General features: G+C 40.4%; 16 protein-coding genes and 1 pseudogene. 13 read left to right on the plus strand and 4 right to left on the minus strand.

What is annotated here, in order from left to right:
* Positions 1-67: 67 nt before the first annotated feature.
* A complete protein-coding gene (gene bchI / locus V7K42_RS08925) occupies positions 68-1192 on the plus strand; it encodes a magnesium chelatase ATPase subunit I (RefSeq protein ID WP_334915411.1) in 1125 nt (374 codons plus the stop codon).
* A gap of 157 nt (positions 1193-1349) precedes the next feature.
* Complete coding sequence (locus V7K42_RS08930; RefSeq protein WP_094330838.1) at positions 1350-1646, plus strand: hypothetical protein; 297 nt, start codon at positions 1350-1352, stop codon at positions 1644-1646.
* 194 nt (positions 1647-1840) lie between these two features.
* Here V7K42_RS08930 and V7K42_RS08935 read toward each other — a convergent pair whose 3' ends face one another.
* Together V7K42_RS08935 and V7K42_RS08940 are read right to left on the minus strand one after the other, a co-directional pair.
* A complete protein-coding gene (locus V7K42_RS08935; protein ID WP_334915413.1) occupies positions 1841-2017 on the minus strand; it encodes a hypothetical protein in 177 nt (58 codons plus the stop codon).
* 226 nt (positions 2018-2243) lie between these two features.
* On the minus strand, positions 2244-3413 hold the full coding sequence (locus tag V7K42_RS08940) for a cysteine desulfurase family protein (RefSeq protein ID WP_334915434.1): 1170 nt from the start codon (positions 3411-3413) through the stop codon (positions 2244-2246).
* Positions 3414-3630: 217 nt separating this feature from the next.
* On the opposite strand from V7K42_RS08940, the pseudogene V7K42_RS08945 reads away from it, so the two are divergent.
* Positions 3631-5263: pseudogene (locus V7K42_RS08945) on the plus strand (DUF655 domain-containing protein).
* A 117-nt stretch (positions 5264-5380) separates the two neighbouring features.
* Here V7K42_RS08945 and V7K42_RS08950 read toward each other — a convergent pair.
* Positions 5381-6466 (minus strand): glycosyltransferase family 4 protein, encoded by a 1086-nt coding sequence (locus tag V7K42_RS08950; protein WP_334915436.1) that lies wholly within the window; start codon positions 6464-6466, stop codon positions 5381-5383.
* A 998-nt stretch (positions 6467-7464) separates the two neighbouring features.
* On the opposite strand from V7K42_RS08950, the gene V7K42_RS08955 reads away from it, so the two are divergent.
* The 4 genes from V7K42_RS08955 to V7K42_RS08970 all read left to right on the plus strand — a co-directional run bounded on the left by V7K42_RS08955 (position 7465) and on the right by V7K42_RS08970 (position 12289).
* A complete protein-coding gene (locus tag V7K42_RS08955; RefSeq protein WP_334915415.1) occupies positions 7465-8193 on the plus strand; it encodes an ABC transporter permease in 729 nt (242 codons plus the stop codon).
* Between the two features lie 396 nt (positions 8194-8589).
* The gene (locus V7K42_RS08960) at positions 8590-10428 is read left to right on the plus strand and encodes a bifunctional serine/threonine-protein kinase/formylglycine-generating enzyme family protein (RefSeq protein WP_334915417.1); all 1839 of its coding nucleotides are present in this window, start codon (positions 8590-8592) and stop codon (positions 10426-10428) included.
* 27 nt (positions 10429-10455) lie between these two features.
* Positions 10456-10917, plus strand: a complete 462-nt coding sequence (locus tag V7K42_RS08965) for a hypothetical protein (protein WP_334915419.1) — start codon at positions 10456-10458, stop codon at positions 10915-10917.
* A 697-nt stretch (positions 10918-11614) separates the two neighbouring features.
* Positions 11615-12289 carry a hypothetical protein gene (locus V7K42_RS08970; protein WP_334915420.1) on the plus strand — a complete coding sequence of 225 codons (675 nt, stop codon included), beginning with the start codon at positions 11615-11617 and terminating at the stop codon, positions 12287-12289.
* Here V7K42_RS08970 and V7K42_RS08975 read toward each other — a convergent pair.
* Positions 12276-13817, minus strand: coding sequence for a phytoene desaturase family protein (locus V7K42_RS08975; RefSeq protein WP_334915422.1), 1542 nt, complete (start codon positions 13815-13817; stop codon positions 12276-12278). The two genes, V7K42_RS08970 and V7K42_RS08975, sit on opposite strands and share 14 nt — an antisense overlap.
* A 535-nt stretch (positions 13818-14352) precedes the next feature.
* Here V7K42_RS08975 and V7K42_RS08980 point away from each other — a divergent pair.
* From V7K42_RS08980 to V7K42_RS09005, 6 genes are all read left to right on the plus strand, one after another.
* The gene (locus V7K42_RS08980) at positions 14353-15201 is read left to right on the plus strand and encodes a prohibitin family protein (protein WP_334915424.1); all 849 of its coding nucleotides are present in this window, start codon (positions 14353-14355) and stop codon (positions 15199-15201) included.
* A gap of 163 nt (positions 15202-15364) precedes the next feature.
* Positions 15365-15781, plus strand: coding sequence for a DUF1824 family protein (locus V7K42_RS08985; protein WP_334891665.1), 417 nt, complete (start codon positions 15365-15367; stop codon positions 15779-15781).
* A 71-nt stretch (positions 15782-15852) separates the two neighbouring features.
* On the plus strand, positions 15853-17781 hold the full coding sequence (locus tag V7K42_RS08990) for an ABC-F family ATP-binding cassette domain-containing protein (RefSeq protein ID WP_334915426.1): 1929 nt from the start codon (positions 15853-15855) through the stop codon (positions 17779-17781).
* Between the two features lie 207 nt (positions 17782-17988).
* Positions 17989-18144 carry a hypothetical protein gene (locus tag V7K42_RS08995; protein WP_334915428.1) on the plus strand — a complete coding sequence of 52 codons (156 nt, stop codon included), beginning with the start codon at positions 17989-17991 and terminating at the stop codon, positions 18142-18144.
* Positions 18145-18349: 205 nt separating this feature from the next.
* Positions 18350-19552 carry an alpha/beta hydrolase gene (locus V7K42_RS09000; RefSeq protein ID WP_334915430.1) on the plus strand — a complete coding sequence of 401 codons (1203 nt, stop codon included), beginning with the start codon at positions 18350-18352 and terminating at the stop codon, positions 19550-19552.
* Positions 19553-19616: 64 nt separating this feature from the next.
* Positions 19617-19797, plus strand: a 181-nt coding sequence (locus V7K42_RS09005; RefSeq protein ID WP_334915432.1) for a hypothetical protein, incomplete at its 3' end; no start/stop codon positions are given.

Genomic DNA, 19797 nt, shown 5'->3' on the forward strand with positions numbered 1-19797 from the left:
CTATTCCACACCCCAACTGTGTCACAATATAAAACTGTAATAAAAAAAATATTGTTAAGGTAATTTAGTGAGTCCAACTGCTCAATCCACGACAAGTACGCGTCGCATAGTATTTCCTTTTACGGCAATTGTGGGCCAGGAAGAAATGAAACTGGCGCTCCTATTGAACGTGATTGACCCCAAGATTGGTGGTGTAATGATCATGGGCGATCGCGGTACCGGTAAATCCACAACTATCCGGGCCCTGGCGGATCTGCTGCCAGAAATTTCTGTGGTTGCCAATGACCCCTTCAGTAGCGATCCTAGCGACCCTGACTTGATGAGTGATGAAGTCCGCCAACTCTTAGAACAAGGCGCGGAAATTCCTGTAACTCACAAAAAAGTTCAAATGGTAGACCTACCTTTGGGAGCCACAGAAGACCGAGTTTGTGGCACAATCGACATCGAGAAAGCTTTATCTGAAGGTGTCAAAGCTTTTGAACCAGGACTGTTGGCAAAAGCTAACCGGGGCATTCTCTATGTGGATGAAGTTAACTTACTAGATGACCACCTTGTAGATGTACTACTCGACTCCGCCGCCAGTGGATGGAACACTGTAGAACGTGAAGGTATTTCTATCCGTCACCCGGCGCGTTTTGTTCTTGTAGGTTCTGGAAACCCTGAAGAAGGCGAACTACGCCCCCAACTGCTCGATCGCTTTGGGATGCACGCAGAAATTCACACAGTCAAAGAACCAGCCTTGCGGGTGCAAATCGTGGAACAACGGGCGGATTTTGACCAAAATCCTCCAGTGTTTCTTGAAAACTACAAACCCCAGCAAGAAGCATTGCAAGAACAAATTGTCAATGCTCAACAGCTTTTGCCAGAAGTGAAAATTGACTACGAACTACGAGTAAAAATTTCTGAAGTCTGTTCTGAACTGGATGTAGATGGTTTGCGAGGTGATATTGTTAGTAACCGCGCCGCCAAAGCCTTAACAGCTTATGAAGGACGCACTGAAGTTACGGTTGATGATATCTGCCGTGTGATTACCCTATGTTTGCGTCACAGACTTCGGAAAGACCCCTTAGAATCGATTGATTCTGGCTACAAAGTTGCCAAAGTCTTTAGTCGCGTCTTTGGCGTAGAACTACCAGAAAGTGATACTGCACAAAAAAACGGCACAGGTCAAAAGTTAGGGGCTAGGGGTTAAAAGTTAGGAGTTAAGAGTTTTGAATGGAAAACGGCTTCATAAATCATGACTATAATTTCTCACTCAGAACTCCTAAATCAGCACTGACACCTGACTACATAACTCCTAATTTATTACTCCTTACTACTAACTTCTTACTCTTAACTCAGCACTGAATATGAGATTTTGGTCTTTTTGGTTCAACAGCTTTGTTTTATCCAGCCAATATAACCCACCCAGGTTTGTAGAATTATTGATGCTCTTATTAGCGATCGCTATGCTAGCAATAGCGAGTATATTACCTGATAGACCCTATTTAATTTTAGGCTTGAGCCTAGTAGTAGGGGCATCTATTTCTATCTTAGTGCGGGAAGCGATCGCGCCTTCACACCAGACGCGAATTACCCAACTCACAGCATCACTATTACTTATCATCAGCCTCTATGGTTTTGCTGACTTAATGTATAGTCTTTAACGGTCTAACTAAAGATAAATTCGGTGTCAGCCTGTGCAAAACTGGCTTCAACACCATCACCGTCCAATATACATCCGCTTGCGTCGGATCACGCCCCAATCTGATGTGAATTCCGCCTAAGGCAGCTTTTTCGGAATAGCCCGATGGTAAAAGCCTTGTTTAAGGCTTTCAGCAACAATCGAATAGAGCGCCGATCAGATAAAACCTAGATATTTTGATACACGATAAGCAAGCAAAATCCCTGCAATACCACCAATAACGCTAAAGAAAATCGAGGTAAAGGATAGCAAACTTCCACCCCACAATACTGGGATATAGCTGCCAATCGTAGAACCCATAAACATTCCAATCCCAATGATAAATTTATTCATTTAAGAAAAGCTTCAAAAGTAATCAAAATAAGTCATGTTTAAACTCCTTTATGACTCAAAATATTACCTTTTGGGAAAAGATTTATTTAACAGTACCGAAAGTAGGATAAGCTTGAATATCCTATTTTGGGATTATTTACATAGTGATAGGCACTAGAATTAACTAGAAACACGCTCAATACATAATATTTCCTATCTTGCAGGTACGTAATTTATCACATTTAATTTAACGCTTAACTAAAGATAAATCCGGTGTCAGCCTCTGCAAAACTTGCTTCAACACTATTACCGTCCAATCTACATCCGCTTGCGTCGTATCACGCCCCAATGTAATGCGAATTCCGCCCAAAGCAGCTTTTTCGGAATAGCCCATCGCTAACAATATCGGACTAGGGCTAAGTTTACCACTGTGACAAGCAGCACCAGCACTGATGCCAATGCCAGCAAGGTTTAGCTGTCGTACCAAGGTTTTACCGCTCAATTTTTTCCCATCGGCGTTTTCCAAGCACATACTTATATGGTGAGGTAAGCGGTGATATGGATCTCCTGTAGGGATTAAACCAGGAATCTCAGCTAATTGGGCAAAGGCGCGATCGCGTAACTCAATTAACCGTGGTGTTTCTGTAGCTAATTCTTGCGCTGCTAATTCTGCTGCGACACCAAATCCGGCAATTACGGGTACTGCTTGCGTACCAGAACGCAGTCCTATTTCTTGTCCACCACCACCCAGCAAGGGCATTAAATCTACACCAGGACGCACATACAACGCCCCTGCACCTTGCGGCCCATATATTTTATGACTGGAAAGGCTAAGTAAGTCTACTGGGAGTTGTTGCACATCTATGGGTAAACGTCCCGCAGCTTGTACTGCATCTGTATGGAACAAAACGCCGTGCGATCGCACAATTTTACCCAGTTCTGCGATCGGTTGTACTGTCCCAATTTCACTTTGACCGTAAATTATCGAAACTAAAACTGTGTTGTGTCGCAACGCCGCCTTTAAATCTAGGGGATTGACTCTACCTTTAATATCTACAGATAAGCGCGTAACTTCCCAACCCCACATTTCTAGCAACCTTACTGTTTCAGAAATTGCAGAATGTTCGACGCTGGAAATAATTAGATGTTGAGGAACAGCATACAATCGAGCCACACCCATAATCGCCAAATTATCTGCTTCAGTGCCGCCAGAGGTAAAAACGATCGACTCAGGACTGACGGCGTTAATTAAACCAGCAACTTGAACTCTGGCTTGTTCCACAACCGTTGCCGCCCGTTGTCCCCACTCATGTAAGCTGGAAGGATTGCCCCACTGTTGGGTGAGGACTGTTTGCATAACTGCGATCGCTTCTTTTCGAGTCGGAGTAGTGGCGCTGTAATCTAGATAAATTTGCATATAACCGATAATGGTGAGAACACACGTTGGCAGTAAGCTGCTGATCTTGTCAGCATATACAGTTTGAGTGGACAAATCCTGAAAAAATCTCTGTAATTCTGCTTTTAGCAGTGGATTTTTCCCTTTAGTTGGAAAGTTATTTTTCTACTTAATTCAGAATACAAAATTTTGGGAATGATAAATCTATCCACTCCCAATCCACTTTTAACAGATTACAGTGCAACTTATCTCTAGACAAAGATATTTTTTATATATCTTTTTACTGATATTCTCCCTCGCTGGTTGTCAACGAGTCCAGTCTTATGATCAGCGTCCTACACCGTTTACCACAAGATCCGTTAATTCAAGTTTACTTTAACCATTCTGAGTCTTCAGAATACAAAGAACCTTACCGTCAGCAAACTCGCCTTGGGGATGATTTAGAAAAACAAATTGTCAATGCTATTACGCACGCTAAATCTACAGTAGATGTGGCTGTGCAAGAATTACGTTTACCCAAAGTTGCCCAAGCACTGGTTGATAGACAAAAAGCTGGGGTCAAAGTCAGGATAATTTTAGAAAATACATATAGCCGACCCTGGAGTAATTTAACATCTACTGAGGTAGGTAAGTTAGATAAAAGGGAACAGGAACGTTATAAGGAATTTCGCCAATTTATCGATATCAATCAAGACAATCAACTCAGTTCAGCAGAAATTAATCAAAGAGATGCTTTGATAATTTTGCAGAATGCTAAAATTCCCTGGATAGACGATCGAGCAGATGGTTCAGCAGGTAGCAGCTTAATGCATCACAAATTTGTGATTGTGGATAATCGGATTGTAATTATCACTTCGGCCAATTTTACTTTAAGTGATACTTATGGTGATTTTACAAATCCCAATACTTTAGGCAATGCTAATAACTTATTGCAGATTGACAGTCCAGAATTAGCATCTTTATTTACAGAAGAGTTTAACATCTTATGGGGAGATGGGCCAGGAGGTAAGCCTGATAGTAGATTTGGTTTGGAAAAACCGATGCGATCGCCTAAACAAATCACATTAAATCAAAGCACAATTACTGTGCAATTTTCGCCTACTTCTCCAACTCAATCTTGGAGTAACAGTAGTAATGGTTTAATTGGTAAAACTTTAGATTCAGCAACCAAATCTGTTGACATGGCGTTATTTGTCCTTTCCGATCAGCGTCTTGCCAATATTTTAGAAAAACGCCATCAACAAAGTGTGCAAATTCGCGCTTTAATTGAACCACAATTTGCCTATCGTCCCTATAGTGAAGCTTTAGATATGATGGGAGTTGCTCTTAGTAATAAATGTAAATATGAAATTGACAATCATCCTTGGCAAAATCCAATTACCACCGTAGGCGTACCTGTATTACCCAAAGGTGATTTATTACATCACAAATTTGGTGTGATTGATAGCCAAACAGTAATTACAGGTTCTCATAATTGGTCAGATGCTGCAAATAATGGTAATGATGAGACACTTGTAGTAATTCAAAATCCTATAGTTGCTGCCCATTACGTGCGAGAATTTGCTCGTCTTTATGCCAAAGTAAAACCCGGTTTACCACCAGGAATTCAAGAAAAAATTAAATCAGAACAAACACGCTGTCCTCAGATAAAAAGTTCTTTATCAAGTGAACTACAAGCAATTAAACAAATAAATATTAACACTGCGAGTTTGGCAGAATTAGAAACTCTCCCTGGCGTGGGTAAGAAGTTAGCGCAACGGATAATTCTTAGCCGCCAGCAGCAAAAATTTACATCTTTACAAGACTTAGAAAGAGTTCCAGGGGTTAAGGCAAAGACGTTGGAAAAATGGCGCGATCGCCTAATTTGGTAGCAGCCTTTGCTAAAAAACAAGATCCCCCTAAATCCCCCGATAAATTGGGGGACTTTGATTCCGGTTCCCCCCTTTTTTTAAGGGGGGTTAGGGGGGATCGAGTCTTAGGCACAGAAATTAAATGCGATCGCTAGTTAAACTAACCAAACTGCGTGAATGCCCATTCCGAGAAAATCGTTCTGCTATTATTTGTTGGTAAACCGCTTCATAGCCATCAGTCATTTGCTTACCACTGAAATGCTTTTCCACATACTCGCGGCAACTATAGCGGTCTAATTCTATTACCCGGTCGAGCGCAGTGATGCACTCTTGAATATTATTGCAGAGGAAACCCGTCTTCCCGTGGGAAATTACCTCCTCAGCAGATCCTAAGTTCATCGCAATCACTGGCGTACCCGAAGCCATTGACTCAACCATCACTAATCCAAAGGGTTCTCGCCAAGTGATGGGGAACAGAGTTGCTACTGCACCTCCCATGAGAGCATTTTTTTGAGCATGATTAGCTTCACCCAAATACTGAATTTGCTCCCCGTCAATGTGCGGTTTGATTTCTCTCTCAAAGTATTCTGCATCAACTGCATCAACCTTACCTGCCATTTTCAAACGCCAACCAGTAAGTTTTGCAATTTCTATTGCTAAGTGCCCTCCCTTTTCAGGAGACATTCGACCTAAAAAGGCTAGGTAAGGCGGATCTTCTGGTTTAGCGTGAAAATTATAACTGCTGACATCAATTCCGTTGTAGACCGTTGAGATACAGTTCAACCCTAACCTTGGTTCTCGTTGTGCATCGGAAATACTAACGTAGGGTTGTTTTTTACCAAAACTAAACATCTTTTCGTTATCAGGTGTGAAAACCCCATGCAACGTGTGAACCGTAGGGGTTGTGACGAGATTTGCGTAAGCCAGTGCCCCACACCCTATATGGGAATGAATAATATCAAACTCTTCTGCACGTTCATAAACTGAAGCTAGATTTAGCATTTCATAAACGCTGTAATCCTTAATACTGCTATCGAGTCTGACGGCACAGGGATGAACTGACACTAGTTTTGCCAGACTGATAGAATCTCCCGATGCAAATAAAGTTACTTCATGTCCGCGTCGGACTAACTCATCACTCAGTAACCCTACTACCAACTCTATGCCACCATAAGCTGGAGGTGGAACTCTTTCCCATAATGGAGCTAATTGAGCAATTCTCATCATAAACCTCCTAAAAAATAAAACTAGAATTAGAAGCTTTTTATTTCTGTTGTTGTAATGCTATGTAATTGATTTACTGTGGCATCAGAAAGTAACTTCAGATACTAAACTTATTAAGAATTCTGATCAAATCTTATTCTGTTTTTTCTATGTTCCTTGTCTATCCTAGTACGGAAATTACCCACTCCTAAAGAGGTAAATACATTCTAATGTATTAAAACTTTATGTTTTATTGCAATTTTAAATAGAATATTTTTGATAGATATTATTTTCAGAAAATGCCTAAATAGTATCTACATGGTGATATTAGGCTAAAAAGTTCTATTAACACCTGTAATTTATCGAATTTTAAAATATTAATTAAAGGATGTAGTCTTTAGACTAATTCTGACGGCTTTCCATACTATATAAAGATAACTCATTGCCCAGATAAGATGAAGTTTTGTTAATGATATCGTTTGGAATCAAAAGCGACAAAGTTTTCTTATAAGCTCTTAGCAATAACAATTAACTCTATCCTTGGCCACTTTAAAAGGTAATAAAGAGATTCCCAAAACTAAACTCTCGCTACTCATTCCACGAACTAGATTCCCTAGGAGTTATAAAAAGGTATTGAAGAGAATAAGCCTTTCAAGGCGGGTAAAATTTTGGTCAATAAATTACTTGATCGTAAATAAAAGGGTTTAAGACCCCAACCATAAAGGTAGCCCCAGTTTCAGTCGGGGTTTAAATCCCCGCCTGAAATTGTCTTGAATTTTGAATTTTGAATTTTGAATTGTTAAGCTCTGTGTCCTCTGCGCCTCTGTGGTTCAATAAATCGCTTTTAAATTGCTTAAGACACAGAGAAGAGAGTCAGGTGATTGACTTATTGCATGAAATGTGATATTTTGTATTGCTATCAATAAAAATCATATTATATAAACGTGAATATCTCTCCATCTCTCAAAAAACCGCGTGTCTCATGGCAGGCGGTTTTCTCACTACTGATATTTGTGTTCATGTACCTACCCATATTGGTACTTGGCTTTTATAGCTTCAATCAGTCGCCTTACAGTGCAACTTGGCAAGGATTCACTCTCGATTGGTATCGCAAGTTGTTCAGCGACGATCGCATCTTATCAGCCTTGCAAAACAGTATGATAGTTGCTGGGTGTGCAGTTGGGGTTTCGGCAGTGCTAGGAACCTTGATGGCGGTTGGGTTGGCGCGTTACCAATTTCCTGGGAAAAAATTGTATCGGGGTATTGCTTACCTACCATTAATTATTCCCGATATTGCGATCGCAGTGGCTACCCTAGTATGTCTAGCCGCCTTTGCTATACCCCTGAGTTTGTGGACAATAGTTGCAGCGCATATCGTGTTTTGTCTGGCTTACGTCGGACTTGTAGTTGCTTCCCGACTTACCAATTTAGACCCCCACTTAGAAGAAGCAGCATTAGATTTAGGCGCTACACCAATCCAAGCTTTCATCCAAGTATTGTTACCTCAATTGATGCCTGGTATTTTGGCTGGTTGTCTTTTAGCATTTGTTCTCAGCTTAGACGACTTTCTCATTTCTAGCTTTACTGCTGGTAGCGGTTCTAACACCCTACCGATGGAGATTTTTAGCCGGATTAGAACAGGAGTCAAACCTGATATTAACGCTTTGAGTGTCATGTTGATTTCAGTATCTGCGATCGTTGCTCTGATAGCTGAATTAATTCGCGCTTCTGGAGAAAATAAAAACTGAAAAGAAGACTTGTAATTGATATCAAGATTATGGATAGATTGGTTCTCCATGAACTTTTTCTGATGCCCAAAAAAGCTATATTAAAAGAGACGTTGCAATGTAACATCTCCACATTAGTTAGACTCATGTATTCATATTTGCCAATATTTAAAAACGTCCAAATATAGATAAATATTTGAAGAAGAAGTCAGAATCAAGACCTTAGCGAGTCGTACAAAATTCATTTTGACTCCTGACTACTGAATTCTGTTTGATAAAATTTATTCATCTTCTTGTTCTCATGTTGAAAGAAGTTTTAGCACATGAATAAACTTCAGTGTTCGCTTCTGTACATAACTGTTTTCAATTAGATAATATTGGGGCTAACTTTGGAGAAGATGCTATTTCCCCCTCATTATGCAAATCTGCCAAAATCCCAATTGCTCAAATCCATTCAACTCTGATAGCAATAGATTTTGTGTGAGTTGCGGACAAAGCAACTTTGGCAAACTTCTAAGAAGCCGTTACCGTGTATTAAGACTATTAGGTGAAGGTGGATTTAGTAGAACCTATGCTACAGAAGATGTAGACAGACTAAACGCGCCTTGCGTCATCAAGCAATTTTTTCCACAATTTCAGGGAACCGGACAACGCACCAAAGCCGCAGAATTTTTTAAAGAAGAGGCTTTTCGGTTGTATGAACTGGGAGAAAATCATACCCAAATTCCCAGATTACTAGCTTATTTTGAACAAGGTACTAGTTTGTATCTTGTGCAAGAATTTATTCAAGGAAAAACTCTTTTACAAGAAGTTCAGCAACAAATATATAGTGAAAAACACATTTGGGAACTGTTAGCTGATTTATTGCCAGTTCTAGAATTCATTCATGCCCATAACGTCATTCATCGGGATATCAAACCAGAAAATATTATCCGCCGTGCCAGTGATGAAAAACCCGTATTAATTGACTTTGGCGGTGCTAAACAGGTAACACAAACCAGTTTAGGAAGACAAGCAACAGTAATTTATACCCTTGGTTATGCCCCAACTGAACAAATGGCTGGATTTGCTTGTCACGGTAGTGATTTGTATGCTTTGGGTGTAACTTGCGTGCGTCTTTTAACTCGATGTTTGCCTTTACAGGATGCTTCTGGACAAGTTAATGACCCTATTTATGATGCCATGAATGCTAAATGGATGTGGCGCGAACGGTTACAAGAAAAAAGTATTACCATTAGCGACGACTTAGGAAGAATTTTAGATAAATTACTAAAACATCTCGCAAGTGAAAGATATCAAACAGCAGTAGAAGTTATCAATGATTTGAAGTTTACAACATCGAATATTGAACCTGTTGCCCTGAAAATTACTTCAATATGTCAATCCATACTACCACCGCTACCACAAAAAGTAATAGTCCCATTACCTCCCTTAGAAACCTTTGAATTTGACGTAGTGACAGTAGACACAGGTGGCAGAGAAGTAAACCGCATGAGTGGTAATGCAAATTTCTTTGCGGAGGAATTGGGTAAATCTGTCACCTTAGAAATGGTATCAATTCCTGGTGGTACTTACATGATGGGTTCACCAGAGTTTGAAGGAGATGCTGACGAACGTCCTCGACATAAAGTTACCGTCGAACCATTTTTTATGGGGAAATTTCCGGTAACTCAAGCCCAGTGGAGAGTAGTAGCAGCTTTACCCAAAGTCAAACAAGCTTTAAATCCCAATCCATCTAAATTTAAAGGTTTAGATAGACCTGTGGAAAATGTATCTTGGTATGAGGCTGTAGAATTCTGTCTCAGACTATCAGAAAAAACTGGACGCGATTATCGTTTACCGAGTGAGGCGGAATGGGAATATGCTTGTCGGGCTGGAACTACAACATCCTTCCACTTTGGCGAAACTATTACTTCTGAGTTAGTTAGTTGCACTATCGAACCAAAAAGCAAATTCCGTAAAGAAACAACTAACGTCGGTAGTTTTGAAGTTGCCAACGCCTTTGGATTGTACGATATGCACGGGCTAGTTTGGGAATGGTGTGCTGATTCGTGGCACAACAATTACAGCGATGCACCTTCAGATGGAACAGCTTGGGAAGTTGGCGGTGATATTAATCGCCGGGTACTACGGGGTGGTTCTTGGAGTTTCAACGCCGAACTGTGTCGCAGCGCCAGCCGTAGCTGGAATGAGTCAGACGGTGGGCTGAGGGTTTGTGGCTTTAGAGTAATATTTTCTGTAGAGGAGATTATTTAGCAATTTGATTTAGAGGCTGTAGAAATTATGAAAGACAAGATTGAGAAAGGGGACATAGTACTTGTTAATAAAAGTGAAAAATATCACAACCAGGTGGGTGAAGTTAGTGAGGTTGATTACAATATTTTCTTTGTAAAAATAGTAATAGTGAAATTAGGTAATCAAGAAGAAACCTTTGAAGAAAAAGATTTACAATTACAAACTAAAAAACCGAGTCTTGAAGAAGTTGTTGCATCTATAGACAAAATTTTAGAACAAGTTGAGCAAATTACTTCCTTACCGACAAAAGAGCAAGTAGAATTACCCAATCGTTTGAAATATCTGAAATTAGATATTCCTAAATTAGATAAACAGCTGATTAAAAAAAACTTTGACGTTATAGATAAAATATTTGCAGCAACAAGAGAAGCAGACTCATCAGCAAGCTTTTGGCAGGAAATAGATCCTAATTTGGAAAAAATAAGCTGGTGGATTAGAACAAGTTTGTGAACCAGGTAGTAAGTCCGATGATAGTCAATTAAACTATATGTTTTGCAAGAGGCAATGCGTTTATTGGTGTTGATTTAATGTGAAAAATATGCATCCTCTAATCCAATAAGCTTGGATTAGAGGATGTTTGAAAAGTCTAATTTATTACTAGCCTCGTGGCTATAAGTCTCGGCTTATAGACAAAAGCCACCAAGTGAGTTAAAATCCTTCAATTTTTATTAGTCCACGGAGGTGGACTTTTGTACGAAACGCTACGCAAACGTTTGTGTACTAGCGAATTCAATTCGCCTAATACTTTTCAAACACCCTCTTAACCTAATTTTATCAAGAATTAGAGGAAAAACTTATTTTGAACACATCATCATTGTTAGATTTAAAGCTAAATAATTAGCATTGGACATAATTAAACACAACTATATTTACATCATTTTTTATTCTTAACGCCATACCATTCATATTTTAGGCTCAATAAAGACTAGTTATATTTATTCTTGCCTACTTACTTAACTGTTTGTTGTTAACCGTATGAGTTAAATTTTGCTATTAACTTGACACTTCCTTCATCCAAATTTTAAAAAAGTATTCTTTTCTTTGTTGAGGGGAGTTTTTTAGCGGCAGTACATAAGTTTGTAGATCAATAAAGAGGCTTTTATTGGATAAAATAAACTACAAAGATCATCAGGTATCAGGTATACACATGCGTTTTTCTCAGTTTGCAGGGATTGTTGGTTGTACTACCGCAACTTTTATATCAATAGCACCCATGCAGGTAGAGGCTGCAACTTTTAAAGTGATATCTGGAGTCACCAGCATCGATCGCGATCACGAAAATATTCTTAAAGGTATCGGGCTAACCTTGACAGGCAGCAATAATACAGTTGCACCAATTCCGAGTAATTATTTAGTTGGCTTCAACATCGACTCCGCTACTAACTTTACATTTAGCGACGAGGGCGGTTTTACTCCGCTCTCAGGGACAATTGAGCATACTGGTACTGTCACCTTCAATAATCAAACTACTGTTGGTGACTTTTCAATTGGTTTTGCTCCAGGACGTACTACCGAAGGTGCTAGCGGATTTGTTTTAAGAGACACATTTTCTTTAGATACAATTTTGTTTGATTTGAGTCTTCCAAAACCTGTGGCATTTGATGGCAAAAATTTAACTATCCCTGATGTTAAATTGCTGTTTTCCCCAGAGTTTGCAAAGATACTAAAGAACCCTGACTTGACAGGTGTGTTTGCTGGAACTGCAAGAATTGATGCTCAAGTTGCTGCCGTACCCGAACCTGATAGTGTATTAGCAGTTTTGGCAGTAGGTGCGGCTCTCTTGGCAACTAGATTGTATACTCAAAAAACTAAATGCACTTGATATCTTGAAGCATTGCTAAATGCTTACTAACGGGTGCAAGGGTATTGGCAGCAATCAGCCCACTGGCGGCGACTGCTGGTAAACCAATACCGGGAAATGTTGAGTCGCCACAGCACATCAGTCCTGGTAGGGGTGTGCTGGGGCCAGGAAACATACCACTTCCAGCTTGAATTGCTGGGCCATAAGAACCTTGGTGACGGCGGAGATAACGTTCGTGAGTTAACGGTGTACCAACAAGTGTGACTTCGCAACGAGAGCGAATATCTGGAATTACCCGTTCTAAAGCTTGCCACATTATTTCTGCACGCGATCGCTTTTGTTCGGCATATTCCTGGCTCCTTCTATCCATTCCCTGCCAGATAGAGTATGGCTCATTACCAGGTGTATACACATGAATCACGTGTTTACCTGCTGGCGCTAAGGATGGATCGAGAACTGAAGGGATGGAAATCACCACCATATTCTGAGGTGCTGTTATGCCCAATTCCCAGCTATTAACCACAATATAATGACACCGCAAATTTGACTGCAATCCTTGAGCATCAATGCCGAGATGTAGGTGCATAAAACTATCACACTCTGGTGTAGCCTGTCGTTTGCTGCGGTACTTTTTGGGTATTGCTTTATCTGGTAATAATTTCAGTGTGTCCCAAACCGAGGCATTAGAAATTACTGCTCGTTTGGCGCGAATTTCGGAGCGATCGCCAAGACGCACACCCACCGCCCGATTACCTTCTACAAGCACTTCCTCCACATGAGCGCCCAGCCTCAGCTTCCCGCCGTGACGCTCCAATCCTTGTATAAGAGTGTCAACTAAAGCACCGCTACCACCAATGGGATATTCAAGTACTGCGTCTGGCCGATACCAGTCCGCAAACATAAATGCTACCTCTGCGGCGCTAGTGCCATCTGCGGGCAATCCAGAAAGGAGAAAGCAAAGCAAATTTAGCCAGTTTCGGGTAAATGAGTCTTTAACAACCTCATCCATAATCCGGCTGAAGGGGCCCGTCAGCTTGATTATATTCGCCACATTCTTTGTCATAGATGGGAGAAATGGGCCCACAGTTCTAGCTGCACCAAAATCAAAGCGTAATGCGGCTGGAGGTATGGAAGTTGCTGCATTAGCAAATGGTTCCATAACGCGCTGGAGTTCTTGCCATTCAGCTACAGCATCATCACCAGAGAACTTGATCAGCACTTCACAAAATTGCTCTGCACCAACCGCCGTGTCAAAATCACCTTCTGGTAGACAACAACCCCAAGTATCATAGGTGACACATGGTAGTTCCGAACCAATTGCATCTAACACTTGTCGCAAAGGGTTAGCAGAGGGGCTGTAAGATAGACCAGAGTAGAGAGACGGGCCAGAGTCAAACTTGAAACCATTGCGCTCAAAACCATGAGCAGCGCCTCCAGCAATGGAGTGGCTTTCGCAGACTATTACATCAAAGCCATACCGTGCCAAAACAGCAGCACAACTCAAACCGCCAATACCGCTACCAATAACAACTATATCTGTGTTTTGCATATCCCTAATGTTTGCAACAATAAATTAAAACAGTTGTGGAAACTTGGATAATATCATTCGCTCCTCCATCCATAAACCGCTCTAATTGGTTAATATCATCACTAAGGATGAACGGAAAACCGCCTGTGTTGCGTTCTTTAGATGAAAAATTTGATTCAGACAGACTTAAACTAGAAACTGAGTTTACTCAAGTCAAAGTAAGAGGTTGTTTGAAAAGTCCTGTTGTCGGTATAAAAAGTTCTATATTCCCCTAAATCCCCAGATAAATTGGGCGACTTTGATTCTAGTTCCCCCCTTTTTTAAGGGGAGCCAGCGTGGTCTTGGGGGTTTCCCCCATGAGCGACTGGCGTGGGTTAGGGGGGATCTCAAAGTGCCTAAAATGACAGTGAAATACTTGTTCATTCAATCTCTAAAACTGGGGACTGGAGACTAGGACCTGGGAGACAAGAGGAGAAGGGGAATAACTAGCCCAATACCTAATGACTAATGACTAATGACTAATGACTAATGACCAATTCATATTGGAGAGAGGAATTTGAAAAATCAGCAATTGGGAAATTGGCAAACCACAGTTTTAGGAATTGTGTTAGCAACACTAGTGATTTTTGGACTAAATTCCTTTATCATTATCAACCCAGGAGAAGCAGGAGTGATCAGCATTTTGGGTAAAGCGAGAGATGGTGCTTTATTGGAAGGGATTCACATAAAACCACCTTTTATCTCAGTGATAGATGTGTATGATTTGACGGTACAAAAATTTGAAGTGCCAGCAGAGAGTTCTACTAAAGATTTGCAAAATTTATCTGCAAGATTTGCAATTAACTTTCGCCTCGATCCCATGCAGGTAGTTGAAGTTAGAAGGAAACAAGGAACCTTAGCAAATATTGTATCAAAAATCATTGCACCTCAGACCCAAGAAGCATTTAAAATTGCAGCCGCCAGAAGAACAGTAGAAGAGGCAATTACTAAAAGAAGTGAGTTAAAAGAAGACTTCGATCAAGCGTTAGGCGATCGCTTAGACAAATATGGGATAATTGTGTTAGATACTAGCGTAGTTGATTTAGCATTCTCACCAGAATTTGCCAGAGCAGTGGAAGAAAAACAAATTGCTGAACAACGGGCGCAAAGAGCCGTTTACGTAGCACGGGAAGCAGAACAAGAAGCACAGGCAGATGTGAATCGTGCTAAAGGTAGGGCAGAAGCTCAAAGACTTTTAGCAGAGACACTCAAAGCCCAAGGAGGACAGTTAGTTTTGCAAAAAGAAGCAATTGAAGCTTGGAAAAGTGGCGGCGCTCAGATGCCCAAAGTCCTCGTTATGGGTGGTGACTCAAAAAGCGGTGTCCCCTTCATATTCAACCTTGGGAATGTCCAAAATCAACCGTAAGGGGTTGGCATTAGATAACAAACTCCATTATAAAATTTGTTCTGACTTCAGACAAATTTTATAACACTTAGACAATTCCCAATCTAAAATCCCAAATAGTATAATTTGGGCTAGTCCCAACTTCAATACCACAGAAAAACCAACAAGATCCTCATCAAAGTTTATGTCAACCCCCAATCCTGAAAATCTCACCGCAGAAGAAGCGAAAAAATTACTGAATAAATTTAACTGTTTAGACATTGCGCCTATCCTCAATGCATCCGAAAAAGTAGTAATTCGTGATGCACTAATTTTGGTAAAAAACCTTGCTGATTATCAAATCTTAGGGATTTGTGCTGATACAGCAGAGGAAGGAATACTGGCTATGAAAACCTATTCTCTAGCTTTGGGTTATGAACCACCAAACAATTTACTGACACCTGAAGGGCCAGTATATATCAAATTAAATGGTAAAAATGGCTTGTGTTATCTTGATTCTTATGCCGGACATCATCGTGGTGTATTAGTATCTTGTCAGTCTTACCACGAAGACGGAATTAACGAAATGTATGGACATCTACCCTTGGATTTATTTGTATAGAATTCGGCGAATGTAGGTAGAGGATGTGCTTTACCTACTAATTAACGACTAATAAAAAATTACTAGATTTTATGAGTATTATTACACTTCAGTCGGTTAAAAAAGACTTTGGCATCAAAGAAGTTTTAAAAGATGCCAGTTTTAGCCTCGATGCTACCGATAAAGTTGGCTTAATTGGTACTAATGGTTCTGGAAAATCAACCCTATTAAAAATGATTGCCGGGTTAGAATCCATTGATAGCGGTCAAATTATCATCAACTCCGGTTCTAAAATTATCTATCTACCGCAGCAGCCAGATTTAGATGAAAATCACACAGTCTTAGAGCAAGTTTTTGCTGACAGTGGCGAACATACGACTTTAGTACGTGAGTATGAAGAACTATCAGATAAATTAGCTCACTATCCAGATGATAGCCAACTGATGTCTCGCCTATCTGTGGTGATGCAAAAGATGGATACAAATAATGCTTGGGAATTAGAAACAAATGCCAAAATCATCCTCACAAAATTAGGAATTTATGACTTTGATGCCAAGATAGGAACATTATCTGGAGGCTATCGCAAGCGGATTGCTTTAGCATCAGCGTTGTTAGCAGAACCCGATGCTTTGCTGATGGATGAGCCGACAAACCATCTTGATGCGCTTTCTGTTGAATGGTTGCAAAGTTATTTAAATCGCTATCGCGGCGCACTTTTTCTTATTACTCACGATCGCTATTTTCTAGATCGTGTCACCAATCGGATCGTTGAAATCGACCGAGGCGACATTTACACCTATACAGGTAACTATTCATATTACCTTGAAAAGAAAGCTTTAGCTGAAGAATCTGCCGTAAGCAGTCAACGGAAACATCAAGGCTTATTGCGGCGCGAGTTGGAATGGCTGAAAAAAGGGCCGAAAGCCAGAAGTACCAAACAAAAAGCTAGAATTGACCGCGCTCACGCTCTGCGGGATACTGAATTTAAACAAGTTCAGGGTAAAGTTGATATTTCTACAGTTGGTCGTCGCATTGGTAAAAAAGTTATTGAATTAAATAACATTTCTAAAGCATACAATGGACGCACTCTGATTAATAATTTCACTTACGAATTTAGTCCAGAAGACCGCATCGGCATCATCGGCGCTAATGGTGCTGGTAAATCCACTTTAATGGATATTATTACTGGTCAGATTCAGCCAGATTCAGGAGTTGCCGAAATTGGGACTACAATTCACATCGGTTATTTTGACCAGCATTCTGAAGAATTGCTCACAGCTTTAAACGAAAGTCAGCGGGTGATTGACTATATCAAAGAAGAAGGTGAATTTATCAAAATTACCGATGGGACTCAAATTACCGCTTCGCAAATGTTGGAGCGGTTTTTATTTCCTGGTAATCAACAATATGCCCCAATTAGTAAACTTTCTGGTGGTGAAAAACGCCGCCTATTTCTGTTGCGAGTTTTGATGAGTGCGCCCAATGTGTTGATTTTAGATGAACCGACAAATGATTTAGATGTTCAGACTTTGGCAGTATTAGAGGATTATTTAGAAGATTTTGTTGGGTGTGTAATTGTAGTTTCTCACGATCGCTACTTTCTCGATCGCACCATCGACACAGTATTTTCCTTTGAAGAAGGCGGTAATCTGCGGCAATATCCAGGTAATTACTCGATTTATCTCGACTATAAGAAGGCGGAAGAGGCACAGCAACAAGCTGCTAACACTAAGGAAAAGCCGAAAAATACCGAAGTCCAAAATGGTGCATCTGCGCCCAAGGATGTAGAGAATACCAAACGGCGGAGATTATCCAATTGGGAAAAGAAAGAATTTGAGCAGTTGGAAGGTAAAATTGCCGAGTTAGAGGCACAGAAAGTAGAAACTGAGAAAACGCTAGGGAATGTGTCACCGGGGAATTATAGCGAAGTGCAAAAGTTATACGATCGTGTGGAAAAGCTCAAGCAGGCGATCGATGTGGCGACTGAACGCTGGTTAGAATTGGCCGAGATGGAGTCTTGATTTTGATTTTTTAACGTGGCGTGAATTTTACGAACCTCTTCCTGTCTTGAACCCCCCACCCTAACCCTCCCCTTGCAAACTATCCATTATCAAGGGGGGTTAGGGGGGATCTAAAAGTGCCTAAAATCACAGCCAACCACTTTTAAAACATCCTTTTAAAGACGCTGCGATCGCTACTCTCAACGATGGGGAATAATCATTGTACCTTTGGGGGATGATGGTGATGAAGGTACTTCTTGGTATATGAAGGCGGCAGGGATTGCCATCGATGAGGAGTATTATCGTAAAGTGGCTAATGCCAAAGATATTTACTGGCGGACTTACACCAGTAGACAGCGGGAGCAATGCGATTTTGTGAGGTGAGTAAGCAGGGGAGGCAGGGGAGGCAGGGGAGGCAGGGGGAGAGAAATAATTTAGATATATTTTTTATCTTTTTAGTAGTAAAAAATACTAAATTTTTTTCTTTACTCCCCCTGCTCATTAGATGATGATCTCACTTTTTCGCGTTGCTCCCGTAGACAGCACCAAGATTACCTAAAGCCCGAAGAGGTTTTGCACATTTTAATTTATGTTTACTAAACCCAAAATACTTTTATCATGGCTTGTATTATTACTAAGTTTTACAAGTTTATTTCTCAGTTCTTGGATTATTCTTCCGCCTCCAAATATGTCTTTACTCACCTTAGCAGTGGGAGCGCCAGAAGTCAGTCCTTGGTTATTGTTATTAAATTCACTCTCTTTATTACTTTCTTTTTTCTGCATTCGTCGCCGTCAATTACAACGCCTAGCTTGCATTTTCAGTTTAATCGGATTGCTAATTTGTGGATGGGTGCTAGTGAATATCCCACCAACTCAAATACAGATGGCTAAAGCGATGAAACAAGGGTTGGGAGAAAATTATTTAGAGCAAATTCCAGCCCAAGTAAGGGCTAAAATGCAAACCCATCCCTTTAACTTAGTTAATTTTTTCAGGGGTATTCCATTAGGTAAAACCCGTCATCAAAAAGATATTATTTTTGCTTCTCCTGCGGGAGTGCCTTTAAAAATGGAAGTTTACCAACCCCCAGAGGTGGGAAAATATCCAGCAGTGGTAGTAATTTATGGTGGAGCTTGGCAATATGGCAATCCTCATGCCAATTCTGAGTTTAATCAATATATTGCTAATCATGGATATACAGTATTTGCAATTGACTATCGACACGCACCTAAATATCAGTTTCCAACTCAGTTAGATGATGTGCGTACAGCCTTGAATTTTATTCGCAAACATGCAGCAGATTATGAAGCCGATTCAGAACGCATGGTACTTATAGGACGTTCTGCGGGAGCGCACCTAGCAATGCTAGCGGGTTATCAACCAGATGCACCACCCATTCGGGCTGTAGTCAACTATTACGGCCCTGTTAACTTACCTGGAGGATATAAAACACCACCATTTCCCGATCCTATCAACACCCGCGCTGTTTTAAAAGCATTTATGGGTGGTTCTTTAGAGGAATTGCCTAATCAATATCAAATTGCTTCACCAATAAATTATCTAACGCACCCTTTACCGCCAACTTTATTAATTTACGGTAGTCGTGACAATTTGGTAGAAGCGCGATTTGGAAGAAAGATGTATGAACGTTTACATGACTCTGGTAATACTGCGGTTTTTCTACAAATTCCTTGGGCAGAACACGCTTTTGATGCCGTTTTCAACGGTGTGAGCAATCAATTAGCGTTGTATCATACTGAGAGGTTTTTAGCTTGGGCGTTGTTTAAGCAATAATTTCACTAACACACAGTAGCAATCAGAGCATAAAGACTCATTAACGAGTATCAAAGGCTCATTAATGAGTATCAAAGGCTCATTAATGAGTATCAAAGGCTCATTAATGAGTATCAAAGGCTCATTAATGAGTATCAAAGACTCATTAATGAGTATCAAAGGCTCATTAATGAGTATCAAAGGCTCATTAATGAGTATCAAAGGCTCATTAATGAGTATCAAAGGCTCATTAATGAGTATCAAAG

Origin of the sequence: Nostoc sp., assembly GCF_036917455.1 — a bacterium.
GTDB lineage: Bacteria > Cyanobacteriota > Cyanobacteriia > Cyanobacteriales > Nostocaceae > Nostoc.